This window comes from Streptomyces polyasparticus (assembly GCF_014493765.1).
Classification (GTDB): domain Bacteria; phylum Actinomycetota; class Actinomycetes; order Streptomycetales; family Streptomycetaceae; genus Streptomyces; species Streptomyces polyasparticus.
Genome location: NZ_JACTVJ010000019.1, coordinates 191,928 through 207,678, shown reverse-complemented (window position 1 = coordinate 207,678; position 15,751 = coordinate 191,928). Strand labels below are relative to the sequence as shown.

General features: G+C 73.1%; 15 protein-coding genes. 10 read left to right on the top strand and 5 right to left on the bottom strand.

Features of this window, described 5'->3' with window-relative positions; translation table 11 throughout:
* Positions 1-6 precede the first annotated feature (6 nt).
* The 4 genes from H9Y04_RS33815 (at position 7) to H9Y04_RS33800 (ending at position 3,439) form a co-directional block, all read left to right on the top strand.
* A complete protein-coding gene (locus H9Y04_RS33815; RefSeq protein ID WP_187817958.1) occupies positions 7-1,377 on the top strand; it encodes a PTS transporter subunit EIIC in 1,371 nt (456 codons plus the stop codon).
* Positions 1,378-1,476: 99 nt separating this feature from the next.
* A complete protein-coding gene (locus H9Y04_RS33810) occupies positions 1,477-2,424 on the top strand; it encodes an enoyl-CoA hydratase/isomerase family protein (protein WP_187817957.1) in 948 nt (315 codons plus the stop codon).
* 34 nt (positions 2,425-2,458) lie between these two features.
* Entirely contained in the window at positions 2,459-2,872 is a 414-nt protein-coding gene (locus H9Y04_RS33805) for a GlcG/HbpS family heme-binding protein (RefSeq protein ID WP_187817956.1), read from the top strand.
* 147 nt (positions 2,873-3,019) lie between these two features.
* The gene (locus H9Y04_RS33800) at positions 3,020-3,439 is read left to right on the top strand and encodes a nuclear transport factor 2 family protein (RefSeq protein WP_187817955.1); all 420 of its coding nucleotides are present in this window, start codon (positions 3,020-3,022) and stop codon (positions 3,437-3,439) included.
* Positions 3,440-3,458: 19 nt separating this feature from the next.
* Here the strand turns inward: H9Y04_RS33800 and H9Y04_RS33795 are convergent, their stop codons facing one another.
* Positions 3,459-4,538 carry a hypothetical protein gene (locus H9Y04_RS33795; protein WP_187817954.1) on the bottom strand — a complete coding sequence of 360 codons (1,080 nt, stop codon included), beginning with the start codon at positions 4,536-4,538 and terminating at the stop codon, positions 3,459-3,461.
* Positions 4,539-4,635: 97 nt separating this feature from the next.
* On the bottom strand, positions 4,636-5,094 hold the full coding sequence (gene aroQ / locus H9Y04_RS33790; RefSeq protein ID WP_187817953.1) for a type II 3-dehydroquinate dehydratase: 459 nt from the start codon (positions 5,092-5,094) through the stop codon (positions 4,636-4,638).
* Positions 5,095-5,144: 50 nt separating this feature from the next.
* Between aroQ and mmuM the strand changes: the two genes are divergently transcribed.
* From mmuM to H9Y04_RS33765, 5 genes are all read left to right on the top strand, one after another.
* On the top strand, positions 5,145-6,056 hold the full coding sequence (gene mmuM, locus H9Y04_RS33785; RefSeq protein WP_187817952.1) for a homocysteine S-methyltransferase: 912 nt from the start codon (positions 5,145-5,147) through the stop codon (positions 6,054-6,056).
* Between the two features lie 147 nt (positions 6,057-6,203).
* Positions 6,204-7,286, top strand: coding sequence for a WD40/YVTN/BNR-like repeat-containing protein (locus tag H9Y04_RS33780; RefSeq protein WP_187817951.1), 1,083 nt, complete (start codon positions 6,204-6,206; stop codon positions 7,284-7,286).
* A gap of 106 nt (positions 7,287-7,392) precedes the next feature.
* Positions 7,393-8,070 carry a uracil-DNA glycosylase gene (locus H9Y04_RS33775; RefSeq protein WP_187817950.1) on the top strand — a complete coding sequence of 226 codons (678 nt, stop codon included), beginning with the start codon at positions 7,393-7,395 and terminating at the stop codon, positions 8,068-8,070.
* Positions 8,071-8,099: 29 nt separating this feature from the next.
* A complete protein-coding gene (locus H9Y04_RS33770) occupies positions 8,100-9,095 on the top strand; it encodes an N-acetylglucosamine kinase (RefSeq protein WP_308801441.1) in 996 nt (331 codons plus the stop codon).
* 140 nt (positions 9,096-9,235) lie between these two features.
* A complete protein-coding gene (locus tag H9Y04_RS33765; RefSeq protein WP_187817948.1) occupies positions 9,236-10,159 on the top strand; it encodes a sirohydrochlorin chelatase in 924 nt (307 codons plus the stop codon).
* 82 nt (positions 10,160-10,241) lie between these two features.
* On the opposite strand, the gene H9Y04_RS33760 is transcribed toward H9Y04_RS33765, so the two are convergent.
* Both H9Y04_RS33760 and H9Y04_RS33755 read right to left on the bottom strand, forming a co-directional pair.
* Complete coding sequence (locus H9Y04_RS33760; protein ID WP_308801440.1) at positions 10,242-11,240, bottom strand: lactonase family protein; 999 nt, start codon at positions 11,238-11,240, stop codon at positions 10,242-10,244.
* A 49-nt stretch (positions 11,241-11,289) separates the two neighbouring features.
* Positions 11,290-12,633, bottom strand: a complete 1,344-nt coding sequence (locus H9Y04_RS33755) for a nitric oxide synthase oxygenase (RefSeq protein WP_236071800.1) — start codon at positions 12,631-12,633, stop codon at positions 11,290-11,292.
* Positions 12,634-13,110: 477 nt separating this feature from the next.
* Here H9Y04_RS33755 and H9Y04_RS33750 point away from each other — a divergent pair, with 477 nt between their 5' ends.
* Positions 13,111-14,091, top strand: coding sequence for a phosphatase PAP2 family protein (locus tag H9Y04_RS33750; protein ID WP_187817946.1), 981 nt, complete (start codon positions 13,111-13,113; stop codon positions 14,089-14,091).
* A gap of 48 nt (positions 14,092-14,139) precedes the next feature.
* On the opposite strand, the gene H9Y04_RS33745 is transcribed toward H9Y04_RS33750, so the two are convergent.
* The gene (locus H9Y04_RS33745; protein ID WP_187817945.1) at positions 14,140-15,627 is read right to left on the bottom strand and encodes an FUSC family protein; all 1,488 of its coding nucleotides are present in this window, start codon (positions 15,625-15,627) and stop codon (positions 14,140-14,142) included.
* Positions 15,628-15,751: the final 124 nt, after the last annotated feature.

The window sequence follows — 15,751 nt, the reverse complement described above, 5'->3', positions numbered from 1 at the left end:
AACATGATGAGTACCGACGCCGGGCCACATGCCGACGTCACCGCGTCAGCCGTCCTCGAAGGGGTCGGCGGCGCAGCGAACGTGGTGTCCCTGGTGCACTGCGCGACCAGGCTGCGGTTCGTCCTCGGCGACCCCGCCCTGGCGGACCGTGCCGGGATCGAGCGGACGCCCGGTGTGCTCGCGGTCGTCGAGAGCGGCGGGCAGTTCCAGGTGGTCGTCGGGGATGAGGTGACCGAGGTGTACGCGGCGGTCGAGGCGGCCTGCGGGTCCGAGCCGGTGTCACCGGCGGCGGGGAGCGGCGGTCCGCTGTCCCGTGTCCTCGATGCCGTCACCGGAATCTTCGCGCCGTTCGTCTGGACGCTCGCCGGCGCCGGACTGCTCAAGGCCCTGGTGGCGCTGGCCGTCACCCTGCACCGGCTGGACCCGGCATCGCCCGAGTACACGGTCCTCAACGCGGCGGGCGACGCCGTGTTCACCTTCCTGCCGGCCCTGCTCGCGCTGACCACGGCCAGGCGCTTCGGGGCGAACGAGTACACCGCGCTCGCTCTCGCCGGTGCGCTGCTCTCTCCCGCGATCACCGCGCTCGCCGAGTCGGGCAAGCCGGTCAGCCTGTTCGGCATTCCTCTGGTCACGATGTCGTACGCGGGTTCCGTGCTTCCGTTGATCCTCGCGGTCTGGGCCCAGAGCCGTCTGGAGCGCGGGCTGCGGCGGGTCCTGCACGCGAGCGTGCGCTCCTTCCTCACCCCGCTGCTCACCCTCGTGGTCATGGTCCCGGTGACACTGCTCGCCATCGGCCCGCTCGCCGACGCGGTGAGCAAGGGGGCGGCCGACGCCACGACGTGGCTGTTCGGCCTGAGCCCGGCGCTCGCGGGTGCGCTGCTCGGCGGCTTCTCGCATGTACTGATCTTCTTCGGGCTGCACTGGGGGCTGTTCCCGGTCATCGCCAACGACCTTGCGCAGCAGGGTCATTCGCTTCTGTACGGCCCGATGATCGCCGCGACCTCGGCGCAGGCCGCGGCCGTGGTGGCCGTGCTGCTCAAGACCCGCGACCGGCGGCTGATGCGGCTGGCGGGTCCGGCCGCGCTGAGCGGATTCCTGGCCGGAGTCACCGAACCCGCGGTGTACGGCGTCACGATGCCGCTGAAGCGGCCGTTCGTCTGCGCGTGCATGGCCGCGGCGGTGGGCGGCGGAATCGCCTCGGCGGGCGGTTCGGCCTCGACGGCGTTCATCATGCCCGGGTTGCTCGCGCTGCCCGCGTTCGTCGATGTCGGCAGCTTCACGATGCAGTTGACCGGCATCGGGGTCGCCGTCGCCCTGTCGTTCGCGCTGACCTGGGTCGCCGGCTTCGAGGAGCCCGGCCCGGAGTCGGCCGCGTAGGCCGTACGTTCCCGAGTACACGAAGTGGGCCGGTACCTGTGCAACAGCACGGGGTACCGGCCCACTTGAAGTACCGGGTGGCGTCGGCTCGTACTCCGCGTGGAGCCGGTCAGGCGAAGGCGAGCAGGTAGATCCCGCCGGCCAGCGCTCCGCCGAAGATGCCGAGCGGACGACACCGACGTCACCGCGATCGTCCTCGACGGCGCGGGCGAGCGGGGCCTGTGCGCGGGCGGCGACATCCGGGTCTTCCGTGAGTCGGCGCTCGGCGACCCCACGCCGTCCCGCCTCTTCTGGACCCAGGAGTACGCGCTCAACTCCCGTATCGCGCACTACCCGAAGCCGTACGTGGCCCTCATGGACGGCATCGTGATGGGCGGCGGCGTCGGCCTCTCGGCGCACGGCTCGGTGCGCGTCGTCACCGAGCGCTCCCGGATCGCGATGCCCGAGGTCGCCATCGGGTTCGTCCCCGACGTCGGCGGCACCTGGCTGCTCAGCCGCGCCCCGGGCGAGCTCGGCACCCATCTCGCGCTCACCGCGGACGCGATGACCGGCGCCGACGCCATCGCGCTCGGCTTCGCCGACCACTGCGTGCCGCAGGCGCAGCTGCCCGGCTTCCTCGCCGCGCTCGCCACCCGTGAACTCACCGATGCCGTACGGGACTTCACGCGGCCCGCACGCGACAGCGAGCTGCTCGCACACCGCGACTGGATCGACACGTGCTACGCGGCCGACACCGTCGAGGAGATCGTGCAGCGCCTGACCGACTCGGGCGTCCCCGCGGCGAAGGAGGCGGCGACGCGCATCCTCGGCCACTCCCCCACCTCGCTCAAGGTCACCCTGCGCGCCCTGCGCCGGGCCCGCCGCCTGCCCTCCCTGGAGGCCGCGCTCGACCAGGAGCTGCACATCGCGTGCGCCACCCTCGGCGGCCCCGATCTCCCCGAGGGCGTACGGGCCCTGGTCGTCGACAAGGACCGCAGCCCGCGCTGGTCCCCGGCCCGCCTCGAAGACGTGGACGAGGCGACGGTGGCCCGCCACTTCGCTCCCTGAACCAGTTCCACTCCCCCACCGAGAAAGGCACACCATGACCAGCACCAACACCCTCACCCTCGACACCGCGAACCGCATGATCGAGGCCGGCCGCGCGTCCGCCGCGCAGCTCGGCGTCGACATGAACCTCGCGATCCTCGACGGCGGCGCGCATCTGCTGCAGTTCTCGCGGATGGACGACGCCTGGCTGGGCTCGATCGACCTCGCCCTCAAGAAGGCCCGCACCTCGGTCATGTTCCGCATACCGAGCGCCGATCTTGGCGACATCACCAAGCCCGGCGACACCGCGTACGGCATCGACCGCAGCAACGGCGGTCTGGTCTCGTTCGGCGGCGGTCTGCCGCTGAAGGACGCGGACGGCCGGATCATCGGCGCTGTCGGCGTGTCCGGCGGCACGGTGGAGGAGGACGTCATGGTCGCTCAGGCCATGGTCAAGGCGTACGCCTGATCAGGTCCTTCGCCAACGCCCGGTCAGGCACCCGCCGGACGCAGCCCTGGGCCGAGGCGCCCCCGTGCATCTGCGCGCCCCTGTGGGCGACTTCGGCCCGGGACGGCGGTACGGATACAGTGCGCCACCCGAGACGAGAGGTGGCCTGTGGAACCGAGCGGGTGTGTACAGCAGCAGCGGGCGGACGAGTTCCCCGCAGCGGAACTCCTGGCGGCGGAGCGCCGGTTGAGGCATGCCGTGAGGGCAGGCGATCTGACCGGGTTACGCGGCCTGTTCCATCCGCAGCTGGTGTCGGTGCGCCCCGACGGCCGCTGCCACGCCGGGGAACAGGAGGCCGAGGCCTTTCGTACGGGAGCCCTGGTCGTGGACGCGATCGACCCCGAGGAGACCGTGGCCACCGTCGCGGGTGCCACAGGCGTGACGCGGACCGTGCTCTCGGCCCGCGGTCACTGCGACGGAGTGCCCTTCGAGGCACGGGTGTTGTGCACCCGGACCTGGGTGCACGAGGAGCCGGCCGGGTGGCAGGTGCTTGCCACCCGGGTGGGCGAGGTGGAACCGACCGTGTGAAGGCGCCCGGCGCGGCAGTTCACCAGTCGCCGTCGGACACGGGCTTGCCCGGAGCGTCCCCCAGCGGCTTGATCTGGCCGGGGTGCGGCTGCTGCCACGGCTCGTGGTCATCGCCAAGCCACTCCCCCACCGGCTTCACGCCGCCGAGGGTGTCGGTGGGTGCCACGTCCGTGCCGTCCTCGTCGTAGTAGTCGAACCAGGGCAGACCCGCGCGGGTGTACGCCGCCCGGTCCACCGGCGAGGGCGGGGGTGCCTCCCCGGTGATACGACGCCACTCGGGCGGCGTGACCAGATGGACGAACACCCGGGCCGCGGGCGTCCGGGACCAGTCGGATGCGGGGCGGTCGTCCTTGTAGACCTCCTGGCGCATGGAGCCGCCGACACCGAGACCCATCGCGGGGGCTGCGGGACGCGGGCCCGGAGCCCGGGCCATCAGGGGCGCGGCCGCCATCGAAGGCGGTGCCGCGGCAGGTGCGGGCATCGCGCCGGGTGCGGCCGGCATCGCGCCGTATCCGCCCGAGCGCATCCGCGCGGACCGCTCGGCGGCGAGCCTGCGCTGCTCCGCGCGCCACTGCTCGAGGACCTGGTCGTCGAGCGGGAACGACTGCAGCTGTACGCCGCCCCAGTGCTCCTCGCCGGTCACCTGGCCCTCGACGGTCGCGCCCAGGCCGAGCGGCACGGCGACGAACTGGCGGACCGTGCCCTTGCCGGAGTTGATCCCGTCCAGCCAGGGCTGGCGGGGCAGCACCACATAGTTCTGCGGATGGCGCTTCAGCTTGTCGCGCCAGGGCTTTCCGGAGACGGCGCACACCTTGCCGACGCCCACCTGAAGGGCGGCGGGCTCCGAACTCCCCGAGAAACTCAGCCACATGGCCTCGCGCATGTACACCGGCAGCAGCACGCCGCCGCGCCGCAGCCATTCCTCGGGGGCCGTATCGGGGAAGTCCTCCACACGCCGCAGCGGGAAGGCGCCGAGGCCGGGAGGCAGCGCATGCGTGCCCGTCTCGGGCAGCCTCAGCGTCCGCATGAACTGCACGCTGACGCCGCCCGGCAGCCGCAGCCTGTCGCCGTCGATCCGTACCGCTCCGGAAGCCGCCATGTTCTCCCCCTCGCATCGGTGATGCCGCTGTCTGGACAACGCACTCCGCACGCTCGGCGGTTCCGCGATCCGGCCTCCGGTTCGGGCGGGCGGGCGGCTATGCGGACGCGGTGTGCAGCCGGTGCAGTCCTTCGATCGCGAGCCGGTAGCCGTCCGTTCCGAAGCCGACGACGATGCCGGCGGCGGCGGGCGAGAGGTAGGAGTGGTGGCGGAAGGACTCACGGGCGTGCACGTTCGAGATGTGCACCTCGATGACCCGCAGTCCGGTGCCCTTGATCGCGTCGTGCAGGGCGACGGAGGTGTGGGTGTACGCGCCGGCGTTGAACACCGCGCCGATCAGACCGCCGGACTTCTGGCGGTCCCCCGCCTCATGGATCCAGTCGATCAACTGGCCCTCGTGGTTGGACTGCCGGCAGTCGGCGACGTGCCCGAGCGCCTCGGCGGTCTCCTGGCAGAGCGCCTCGACGTCCTTGAGGGTCTGCGCGCCGTAGATGCCCGGCTCGCGGGTGCCGAGGAGGTTCAGATTGGGGCCGTTGAGGACCAGTACGGAAGCCATGGTCACAGACTACGGCGGTCCCGCGGCCGGACAGGGGCTAGCGTCGAAGCATGGTCACCTTTGCGCAGGCTCTTGCGGCGAGGCCGGTGGTGCTCGACGGCGGTCTGTCGAACCAGCTGGAGGCCGACGGCCACGATCTGAGCGACGCGCTGTGGTCGGCGCGGCTGCTCGCCGACCGTCCCGACGCGGTGCGCGCGGCGCATCTCGCGTACTTCCGCGCGGACGCGAGTGTGGCGACCACGGCCTCGTACCAGGCGACGTACGAGGGCTTCGCGGCGCAGGGGATCGACGCAGGCCGCACCACCGAACTCCTCGCTCTGAGCGTGCGGTTGGCGCGCGAGGCCGCCGACCTGGCTCGTATGGAAGGTGTGAGCCGTCCGCTGTGGGTGGCCGCTTCCGCCGGGCCCTACGGGGCGCTGCTCGCGGACGGTTCCGAGTACCGGGGTCGCTACGGGCTGAGCGTGGCGGAGCTCGAGCGCTTCCACCGGCCGCGGCTCGAAGTGCTCGCCGCCGCGGAGCCGGACGTCCTGGCCCTGGAGACCGTGCCGGACGCGGAAGAGGCGCGGGCCCTTGTACGGGCCGTGCGCGGGCTCGGGGTGCCGGCGTGGCTGTCGTTCAGCGTGGCGGGCGGGCTGACCCGCGCCGGACAGCCGCTGGAGGAGGCGTTCGCCCTGGCCGCCGACGCGGACGAGGTGATCGCGGTGGGGGTCAACTGCTGCGCACCGCAGGACGCCGACGCCGCGGTGCCGCTCGCCGCACGGATCACGGGCAAGCCGGTCGTGGTGTACCCCAACAGCGGCGAGCGGTGGGATGCCGTACGGCGCTCCTGGCGCGGTCCCGCGACGTTCACCGCCGAGGGCCGGGCGGCCGGCTGGGTGCGGGACGGGGCGCGTCTGGTCGGCGGCTGCTGCCGCGTGGGCCCGGAGGGTATCGCCGAGCTGGCCTCGCAGGTACGGGATTAGCGGGAACGGCCGCCGTCGGCACAGCACCCGGAATACTGCGAAACGAGCAGGTCAAGCCCGTTTCGGGCGCTGTTGTCAGTGCCCGGGTGCAAACTGAGCGCACGTCGTGGACAACGAAGTCGACCGACCTGACGGAGGTGGCCGGAGATGGCCGAGGTACTTCTGACCGTGGGCACCCGCAAAGGACTCTTCATCGGACGTCGCCGCGCCGGCGTCTGGGAGTTCGACGGCCCGCATTTCAACGCACAGGCGATCTACTCGATCGCGATCGACACCCGGCGCGGCACTCCCCGGCTCCTCGTCGGCGGGGACAGCGCCCACTGGGGTCCGAGCGTCTTCCACTCCGACGACCTCGGCGCGTCCTGGACCGAGCCCGCGAAGCCGGCGGTGAAGTTCCCCCAGGACACCGAGGCCTCCCTGGAGCGGGTCTGGCAGCTGCACCCGTCGGCGGCCGAGGAGGACGTCGTCTGGGCGGGCACCGAGCCGGCCGCGCTGTACCGCTCGGAGGACCGCGGCGAGAGTTTCGAGCTCGTACGCCCGTTGTGGGAGCACCCGACCCGCTCCAAGTGGGTGCCGGGCGGCGGCGGTGAGGGGCTGCACACGATCCTGACGGACGCGCGCGATCCACAGTCGATCACGGTGGCCGTGTCCACGGCCGGGGTCTTCCGCACGCAGGACGGCGGGCAGAGCTGGGCGCCCGCCAACTCCGGGGTGTCCGCGGTGTTCCTGCCCGACCCGAATCCCGAGTTCGGCCAGTGCGTGCACAAGGTGACGCGGGACGCGGTCGACCCCGACCGGCTCTATCTGCAGAACCACTGGGGGGTGTTCCGCAGCGACGACGCGGGGGCGAAGTGGGTCGACATCGGTTCCGGCCTGCCGTCCGACTTCGGTTTCGCGGCGGCGGCGCATCCGCATCGCGGCGATACGGCCTATGTGTTCCCGATCAACGCCGACGCGGACCGGGTCCCGGCAGGACGCCGCTGCCGCGTGTACCGGACCACCGACGCGGGCGCTTCGTGGGAGCCGCTGACGGCCGGCCTTCCCGAAGGCGATCACTACGGGACGGTCCTTCGGGACGCCCTGTGCACCGACGATCTGGACCCGGCGGGGGTGTACTTCGGGAATCGCAACGGCGAGGTGTTCGCGAGTGCGGACGACGGCGACTCCTGGCAGCTGCTCGCCTCCCATCTGCCGGACGTCCTGTGCGTGCGGGCGGCGGCGATCGGCTGAGCGCCGGCCGCGGGGCGGATCCGGCGCACGCGCGCCGCATCCGCCCGGGGGCCGCGCTTTCGACCGCGGTTGATCGGCGCGTGCGTTACGCCACTAAGGTGACCCCGTGGCTGCACGACCATTGAACGAGATCGTCGAACCCGGCTGGGCCAAGGCACTTGAGCCCGTGGCCGAACGGATCGCCGCGATGGGCGACTTCCTGCGCGCGGAGATCGGCGCGGGACGTACCTATCTGCCGGCGGGCCCGAATGTGCTGCGCGCATTCCAGCAGCCCTTCGACGAGGTGAAGGTGCTGATCGTCGGACAGGATCCCTATCCGACGCCCGGGCATGCCGTGGGGCTGAGCTTCTCGGTGGCGCCCGAGGTGAGGCCGCTGCCCGGCAGCCTGATCAACATCTACCGCGAGATGCACTCGGACCTAGGGCTCGCGCAGCCGTCCAACGGCGATCTGACGCCGTGGACCCGGCAGGGCGTGCTGCTCCTGAACAGGGCGCTGACCACCGCGCCCCGCAGGCCCGCCGCCCACCGCGGCAAGGGCTGGGAAGAGGTCACCGAGCAGGCGATCCGTGCGCTGGCCGCGCGCGGGCGTCCGCTCGTGTCGGTCCTGTGGGGCCGCGACGCCCGCAATCTGCGGCCGCTGCTCGGGCAGCTGCCGGCCGTGGAGTCCGCACACCCGTCCCCGATGTCGGCCGACCGCGGCTTCTTCGGCTCGCGGCCGTTCAGCCGCGTCAACACTCTGCTCGCCGAGCAGGGTGCCCAGCCCGTGGACTGGCGGCTGCCGTGACCAACTCCTCGACACACCAGCCTGGTTGGGTGCTCGCCGTGGACTCCGGCGGCTCGGGCCTGCGCGTCGCACTCGCGCCCGTTCCGTCCGCCGGTGATGCGGCCCCGGCCGCCGGCGCCGACCGCGCCGACACGGCGGTCTCCCGGCAGCCCGTACGTACGGGACCGGGCGGCATCGACGCCGGGCACCTGATGGAACAGCTCGTCCCCATGGCCAACGCCCTGCTCGGCGAGGCCGGCGGCGACGGCAAGGACATCCGGGCCGTGGCCGTCGGAGCGGCCGGCATGGCCACCCTCGGCGACGACCTGCGCGAGCACCTGCCCGGCGCTCTCGCGGAAGCCTTCGGAGTGCGCAGGCTCGCCCTTGCCGCCGACGCGGTGACCGCGTACGCGGGCGCCCTGGGCCAGCGGCCCGGCGCGGTGGTCGCCGCGGGCACCGGGATGATCGCGCTCGGCACCGAGGGCAGGAAGTGGCGCCGGGCCGACGGCTGGGGCCATCTGCTCGGCGACTGCGGCGGCGGCGCCTGGATCGGCCGGGCCGGCCTGGACGCCGCCCTGCGCGACCTCGACGGCCGGCGCGGCGGCTCGGCGCTGCTGCGGGCCCGCGCGGAGGAGTTCTTCGACGGGCCGGTCACGGAGCTTCCCGGCAAGCTGTACCCGCGCACGGACCGCCCGGCCGTGCTCGCCTCCTTCGTCCCCGAGGTGGCCCGCTGCGCCGCCGATGACCCGGTCGCGGCCGGCATCCTGCAGGCCGCGGCGCTGCACATCGCCGAGGCCGCGGCCGCGGTGTGCCCGCCGGAGACGGAGTGTGAAGTCGCCCTGACCGGCGGCCTGTTCGGGATCGGCGATGCACTCCTCGTACCCCTGAAGGAAGAGCTGTCGGTCCAACTGCCGCGCGCACGGGCCGTGTCGGCGGAGGGGAATCCGCTCGACGGGGCGGTGGTGCTCGCGACGGCGCTCGCGCTCGACGCGTTGGCGCTGCCGCGCGACGGACGCCTGCTGCATGTTCCGGAGGGAAGCGACTGACGGAAAGCGGCCGAGCTCCGGACGCTCAACGTTCCCGACAGTGACGACAATTGTCACTCAACGGAAAAATACGGACGTATAACTCGCACCTGCCCCCTCCCCGAACAGCAGACCACCACTAGCCAGTAGCATGCGGCGCCATGAGCTCCCCCACTGGGCCCGCATCCGGCCTGCCTGTACGAATGCCGCGACCCCGCCAGCCCGGTCGGCACCGCCGTCCGGAACCCGCGGTGGCTCCCGAGGGAGCACCCGCGCTCGTTCTCGCCGTGCCGGGAACGCCCAGCGCCGAAGCGCGCGCCCTCGCCGAAGAGGTCACCTCGATCGCCCGTTCCGAGCTGCCGGGTCTCGACGCCCGCATCGGTTACGTGGACGGCGAAGGCGCCGAGTACCCGAACCTCCAGACCGTCCTCGCGCAGGCCGCCGAGCAGCGCACCGCCCGCTACCAGCAGGCGCTGGCCGCCGGCGTCGAGGCCACCGAGCCGCAGGGCCCGGTCGCCGTGGTCGTGCCGCTCCTGGCCGGACCGGACAACGCGCTGATGCGCCGGATCCGCCAGGCCGTGGTGGACAGCAGCGCGCCCGCCGAGGTCACCGATGTGCTCGGCCCGCACCCGCTGCTCGCCGAGGCCCTGCACGTACGGCTCTCCGAGGCCGGCCTGTCCCGCGCCGACAGGGCCAGGCTGTTCACGGTGGCCACGGCTGCCGACGGCATCATCCTCGCCACCTCGGGCGGCGAGGAGGCGGTGCAGGCCGCGGGCATCACCGGCATGCTCCTGGCCGCGCGTCTCGCCGTGCCGGTGCTCGCCGCCGCGCTCGACGAGCCGGGCTCCGTCGCCGCGATCGCCGAGCAGCTGCGCGGCTCGGGCTCCGCCCAGCTGGCGCTGGCGCCGTATGTCATCGGTCCGGAGGCGGCCGACGGCCTGCTCGACGCCGCCGCCAAGGAGGCCGGCTGCGCCGTCGCCGAGCCGCTGGGCGCGTACCCGGCGATCGGCAAGCTGACCCTGTCGAACTACATGAACGCGCTGGGCATCGCCCCGCAGCAGCAGATGGGCGCGCCGGTGCGCTGACGCTGCCCGCTCGCACGAAAGGGCCCACCCGGTCGATCAGGGTGGGCCCTTTCGTCTGCGCGGCCCCAGATGCGGGTGCGGCTCAGAACACCACGCACGAGGCAGCCGGCGCCGCCACGGAGCCCCCGCGCTCCGGCGTTCCGTCCGCGGCCCGTACACGGAACCAGGTGACGTCTCCCGAGCGCTCGTTCGCCGCGTACAGGAACTGTCCCGACGGGTGTACGGCGAGGTCGCGCGGCCAGTGCCCGCCGCAGTCGGTGACGGCCACCAGGACCGGCTCACCGCCGTCGAGGGCGAACGTGGAGATCACGTCCTCGCCGCGGGTCGCCGTCCACAGGAAGCGCCCGTCAGGTGAGGCCACGATCGCGGAGGGGTAGGCGTCTCCCTTCGGCTCCTCGGCGAGCACGGGCACCTCGCGCAGCGGGGTGAGCACTCCGGCGTCGGCGTCCCAGGAGCAGACGGTGAGCGTCGGGTCCAGCTCGTTGAGCACGTAGACGAACCCGCCGGACGGATGGAACGCGAGATGCCGCGGTCCGCTGCCCGCGCGCAGGGCCGCTTCGCGCCGGACCGTGAGTGCGCCGCCGTCGAGGGTGCAGATCCGCACCGAGTCCGTCCCGAGGTCCACGCTGAGCATCCAGCGCCCGCTCGGGTCGGCCACCACCTGGTGGGCATGCGGGCCTTCCTGGCGCCCCGCGACCGGCCCCGAACCCGCGTGCGACAGCACGCTCGCGGCCCCCTCCCCCAGCGGCAGCGCGGACACGCTGCCCGAACCGTAGTTCGCGGTCAGCACATGCCCGGCCGTCACCGTCAGATGCGTCGGCCCCGAGCCCTCCACGGGCCGGGCCCCAAGCAGGCGCGGCACGTCCTCGGTGACGTCGAAGACGCCCACGGCACCCGCCTCGGGCGTCTCGGACACGGCGTACAACTGGCCGTCCGCCAGGGCCAGATACGAGGGATCGGCCAGCGCGTCCGTCGTGGTGAGCACGCTCAGCGCCCCGGTGGCGGGATCGACGGCCGCCACCGTGACCCCGTCTCCGCCCGCCGAGGTGAAGGAACCGATGTACGCCCGTGCGCCCGCCACTGTGCCGCCTTCCGTCCGCCGTGAGTCCGGGGCGACAGTAGCAGCCGGTCTAGACCAAAGGGCACCCGTCCGAGGCATCGAAGGAGCCGAGCCCGGCCGCCCGTGCGCGGGCGTCGGGATGGTGCACGTAGGCGGGATAGCGCTCCGTGGCGTCGTACGTGCGATGGAAGACCGGCGTGGCCGAGCCCGAGATCGGCGGGACGATCCACGACCAGTCGGCGCCCACCTGCCGCCCGTTGCGCTCCTCGCGGCCGATATGGGTGAGGAAGCGGCGGGATTCGGTGTGGTGGTCGGTGACCGTGACCCGCGCGCGATCGAAGGAGTGCAGGACGGCCCGGTTGAGTTCGACGAGTGCCCGGTCGCGCCACAGCGAACGCTCGTCGCGCAGGTCGAGGCCGAGCCGGGCGGCGATCACCGGCAGCAGGTCGTAGCGGTCGGTGTCGGCGAAGTTGCGCGCGCCGATCTCCGTGCCCATGTACCAGCCGTTGAACGGGGCGCTCGGGTAGCAGATGCCGCCGATCTCCAGGCACATGTTCGCGAGCGCGGGCACGGCGTGCCAGCGCAGCCCGAGCAGCTGGAACCAGCCGAACTCGGGGTGCTCGATCGGCACTTCGAGCACGGCTTCGGGCGGCAGCGGGTACCACTGCGGGCAGCGCCCCGCTTCCTGGATCACCAGCGGCAGTACGTCGAAGTGGGTGCCGGGTCCGCCGGGCCAGCCGAGGTCGCGGGCGAGCGCCGTCAGGCCCGCGTTGCGCGGGTCGCCGGTGACCGTGCCGTCCTCGGCGGTGTAGCCGGCGTACCGGATGAGCTGCTCGTTCCAGATCCGCGGCGCGGGGCGGCCGGGTGCGTCGGGGGCGAAGACGGTGATGAGGGGGCGGATACGGCCGGCGTTCCCGGCCTCGTACAGATGCGAGACGCACTCGGCCGCGATGTCCTCGCCGCGCGAGAGGTGACGCCGGTCGCGGATGCGCAGCGAGCGCCAATAGAGGCGGCCGATGCAGCGGTTGGCGTTGCGCCAGGCGACCCGCGCGCCGAAGACCAGTTCCTCGTCGGTGTGCCGGTAGGTGCCCGTGGCGTCGAGCTCGGTGCGGACCTCGGCGAGCCTGCGGGTCGGATCCGCGCCCTCCAGCTGCTCGCGGTGGTACTGGGCGACGAACTCGGCAGCCTGCCGCCACAGGGACCGCTGCTCGTCATGCCCGCGGGCCCTGTCGCGGCCGCCGGGCGAGCGGCCGTCGTGCTGCGGCAGGGCGTCGGAAAGCAGGGGCGAGGCGATCGCGCCGTCGAGGCTCTGCATGCCATCGAGTCGTTCGATGCCTTCGAGTCGGTCGGAGTTTTCGGGCGCATAGCCGGGACCGGCGAGCGTGGCCTGGTCACGGCGCAGGAAGTTCCGCATCGTGTGTACTCCCGCGTCCTGGGAGCACGGGCCGCTCCCGCACGACCCGTGCGCTCTCCCATATGTGACGCGGGGCTTACCCCCGGCCCGTGCTGATCCACCCTGTATGTGCCCCGTGAACGTGCCTCATTCAAGGGCTGGTTGTACATGCCGCAGGTGAGACGGGGGGGGCGGTGCCGCCGGGCTCCGGCCGACAGGGAGCGCGGAGCGGTGCGCAGGGGCGCGACAAGCGGGACGAGCGCCTGCTCCGGCGCGTGGAGGTGTCCGAGTGCAGGTTCACCGCTTCAGTGCACAGGTGCCGCCGGAGGTGGTCGTGAGGGCACGGCGATGGCGGCGCGGGGCCTCCTCACGCGTCTGGCTGCGTACAGCGCGCAAAGCGCCTGGTGCGCCGGGAGATTGGAAGGTGTCGGGCGACCGGCCGACCGGCCACCCGTTCCGACCGGCGCCGCCACCCGGCGTCCCGTACGAGGGAGTTGTATGGATTCGCGAGGTGCGCACATCCAAGCCGTGCGCGGCATGCCCGGCGTGGTCCGCGCACGGTTCCGGAAGCGGGCCACCGTCTCCGCCCTGGTCGCGCTGCTGCTGTTCGGACTCGTGTACTGGCTGATGGTGCGCACCCAGACGGGCCAGCGCTTCGAGGACGCGGTGCTCGCGGGCGCCCTGGAGTACCGGGACCGGGCCGAACGCGGCGCGGCGGAGGGCCGGTTGCGGGCCATCTCCCTCGCCACCATCGGCGCGGGCTGCGTCGGTGTGCTGCTGATCGCCGCGATCCGTCACCGCCGGCTCGCGGGCGTCGCCGGTGTGTGCACGATCGTGGGGGCGATGGGGGTGGCCGAGGTCCTCAAGCGGTACGTGGTGACGCGGCCCGCCTTGTACGGGCAGACCGATCCGCCGGTCCCCGTGCACAACAGTTTTCCCAGCGGTCACACGGCCATCGCCACATCTCTGCTGTTCGCCCTGATCATCGTCGCGGCACCGCGATGGCGCGGGCTTGCCGCCGCGTTCGGTGCGCTGTGGACCGTCGGCATCGGCGCGAGCACCGTGACCGCGCACTGGCACCGGCCCGCCGACACCTTCGGCGGCAACCTGATCGCCTTCGCCGTCGGCGCCCTCGCTCTGGCCGCCCTCGCGGCACTCGGCCGCGGGGCACCCGCCGTCACCGGCCCGCGGTTGCTGCTCCGCCTGCCGACCTTCGCCCTGGCCGGCACGGCATGCGTCGGCACCGTCCTGGCCGGTCTCTTCCTGTGGATGTACGCACGTGACCGCACGACCCCCGCGCTGCCGGCCGACGCCGACTGGGAGGCCTATCTGGCCGGCCAGTCCCTCGCCTCGGCCTTCGGCGCGCTGACCGCCCTGGCCATGCTCTCCCTCGTACGCCGCTGGGATCCCTCCGCTCCGGACCAGCCGCGCCCGTGGCTGCCCATGCCCGCGGCCGAGACTCCGGCCGCGCGACGCTGACCGATACGGTCGCCGATCGCGTCCTTCGAGGACGCCGAGCGAAGGCGCTCAGGCGGAGGCGGCGGGGCTGCCCAGGGGCGCGGCGAGTGCCTTGAGGGCCTGTTCCAGACCGTGCAGATGCGCCAGGGCCGGTTCTCCGCCGGTGGAGTGCGGTGCGGCGACTGGCTGCTCTTCGGTCCTGCTGACGGGGGTCGCGGGTGCGGTGAGTGCCTGAACCGCCGCCTCCACGCGCCAGCAGGCGGCAGCCAGCCGCGCGTCGTGCGAGGCGTCGGGATCCGCGGCGACCGACGCCAGGCCGCGCACCTCGTGGGCGCACCGGTCGAGGAGTTCGAGCACCTGGCGCGCGCGGGCCTTGCGGGCCCTCAGCGGGCTGAGCGGGTGCACCAGCGGAGCCAGCGACAGCCGCACCTTGCCGAGCAGCGACTCCAGCTCCGTGACATAGCGGGCCGGGTCGGCGTCCGGGCGGCCGGCAAGCCGGGCGGCCGCCTCCGAGGTGCAGGCGTGCACGCAGTGCAGCGCGCGCTGGATCCACCCGTCGGTGGTCGCGTGCGTGGTCACCGGCAGCACCAGAAGAACCGCCAGGAACGCACCGAGCGCTCCCACTCCGGTCTCCACCACGCGCAGGGCAAGGAGCCCCGGGCTGAGCACCCCGAGCAGGCCGTAGAGCAGGCCCGCCATCACCGTGACCGCCAGCATCATCCAGGTGTACGACACGGCCGCCGTGTAGAAGATCCCGAACACGCAGACGGCCACCAGGGCGGCGGTCGGCGCGGGCTCCCCGTGCAGCGGTACGGCGATCAAAAGGCCGGCCGCGATCCCGATGACCGTGCCGAGCACGCGCCGGAATCCGCGGACGAGCGTCTCGCCGCGCGAGGCGGTGTTGACGAAGATCCACCAGGCGGTGCCGACGGCCCAGTACCAGCGCTCGCCGGAGACCAACTGGCCGAGCGCGACGGCGAACGTGCAGGCCGCGGCCGCCTGGAAGGCCTGCCGCGTGGTCGCCCGGGCGAGGCCGTGGCCCTGTGGCAGGGCCGGCGGCACCGCGGGCGGGGTGCGGCGCTCGATGCACCACAGGCCGAAGCGGACCGTCGAGGACGCGGCCAGGGCGATCGCCACCGCGGCGTACAGCTCCGGAAGTTGGGCGGGCAGCGCGTGCAGGAACTGCGTGACGAAGAACATCATGAACGCGAAGATCCCGAGCGCATGCCCGCGCGCCCCCCAGCGCCGCGCGTACACCCCGGCGAACACCACGGCCACGAACGCCGCGTCCCGGGCGAGCGGCACCGCATGCAGCGAGGCGGCGAGCGCGAGGACGGGGAAACCGGCCGCGGGGAGCAGCGCGGTGGTCACGGCCTGCCTGCGCACGGTGGCGTCGGCGACGGTGAAGAGCGCGAGCAGGGCGGCGAGCCCGCCGGTGATGGAGGCCGTCAGGGAGAACCCGGCGAGTTCGGCGGCCGTGACGGCCAGGCCGATGCCGAGCACTGCGCGCAGGGAGACCCTCAGGCGCAGCCGTCCCGGATCCGGTGCGACGAACATCCTCTTCACCGCGCTCACTCACCCCCGCCTGGCGCGCGCGATCCCCGCGTACGCCCTCGCTGTGCGGTCCGCCCGGCTCGGCCGTGAACGGACATGGAAAAGGCGCCGCGGAAGGTCCCGCAGC

Excerpts from the sequence above, each read along its gene's own strand:
- H9Y04_RS33795 (WP_187817954.1), bottom strand. The coding sequence starts at position 4,538 with ATGGCGGCTTCCGGAGCGGTACGGATCGACGGCGACAGGCTGCGGCTG.
- H9Y04_RS33750 (WP_187817946.1), top strand. The coding sequence starts at position 13,111 with ATGGATTCGCGAGGTGCGCACATCCAAGCCGTGCGCGGCATGCCCGGC.
- H9Y04_RS33815 (WP_187817958.1), top strand. The coding sequence starts at position 7 with ATGAGTACCGACGCCGGGCCACATGCCGACGTCACCGCGTCAGCCGTC.
- H9Y04_RS33780 (WP_187817951.1), top strand. The coding sequence starts at position 6,204 with ATGGCCGAGGTACTTCTGACCGTGGGCACCCGCAAAGGACTCTTCATC.
- H9Y04_RS33755 (WP_236071800.1), bottom strand. The coding sequence starts at position 12,633 with ATGCGGAACTTCCTGCGCCGTGACCAGGCCACGCTCGCCGGTCCCGGC.
- H9Y04_RS33805 (WP_187817956.1), top strand. The coding sequence starts at position 2,459 with ATGACCAGCACCAACACCCTCACCCTCGACACCGCGAACCGCATGATC.
- H9Y04_RS33765 (WP_187817948.1), top strand. The coding sequence starts at position 9,236 with ATGAGCTCCCCCACTGGGCCCGCATCCGGCCTGCCTGTACGAATGCCG.
- H9Y04_RS33745 (WP_187817945.1), bottom strand. The coding sequence starts at position 15,627 with ATGTTCGTCGCACCGGATCCGGGACGGCTGCGCCTGAGGGTCTCCCTG.
- mmuM (WP_187817952.1), top strand. The coding sequence starts at position 5,145 with ATGGTCACCTTTGCGCAGGCTCTTGCGGCGAGGCCGGTGGTGCTCGAC.
- aroQ (WP_187817953.1), bottom strand. The coding sequence starts at position 5,094 with ATGGCTTCCGTACTGGTCCTCAACGGCCCCAATCTGAACCTCCTCGGC.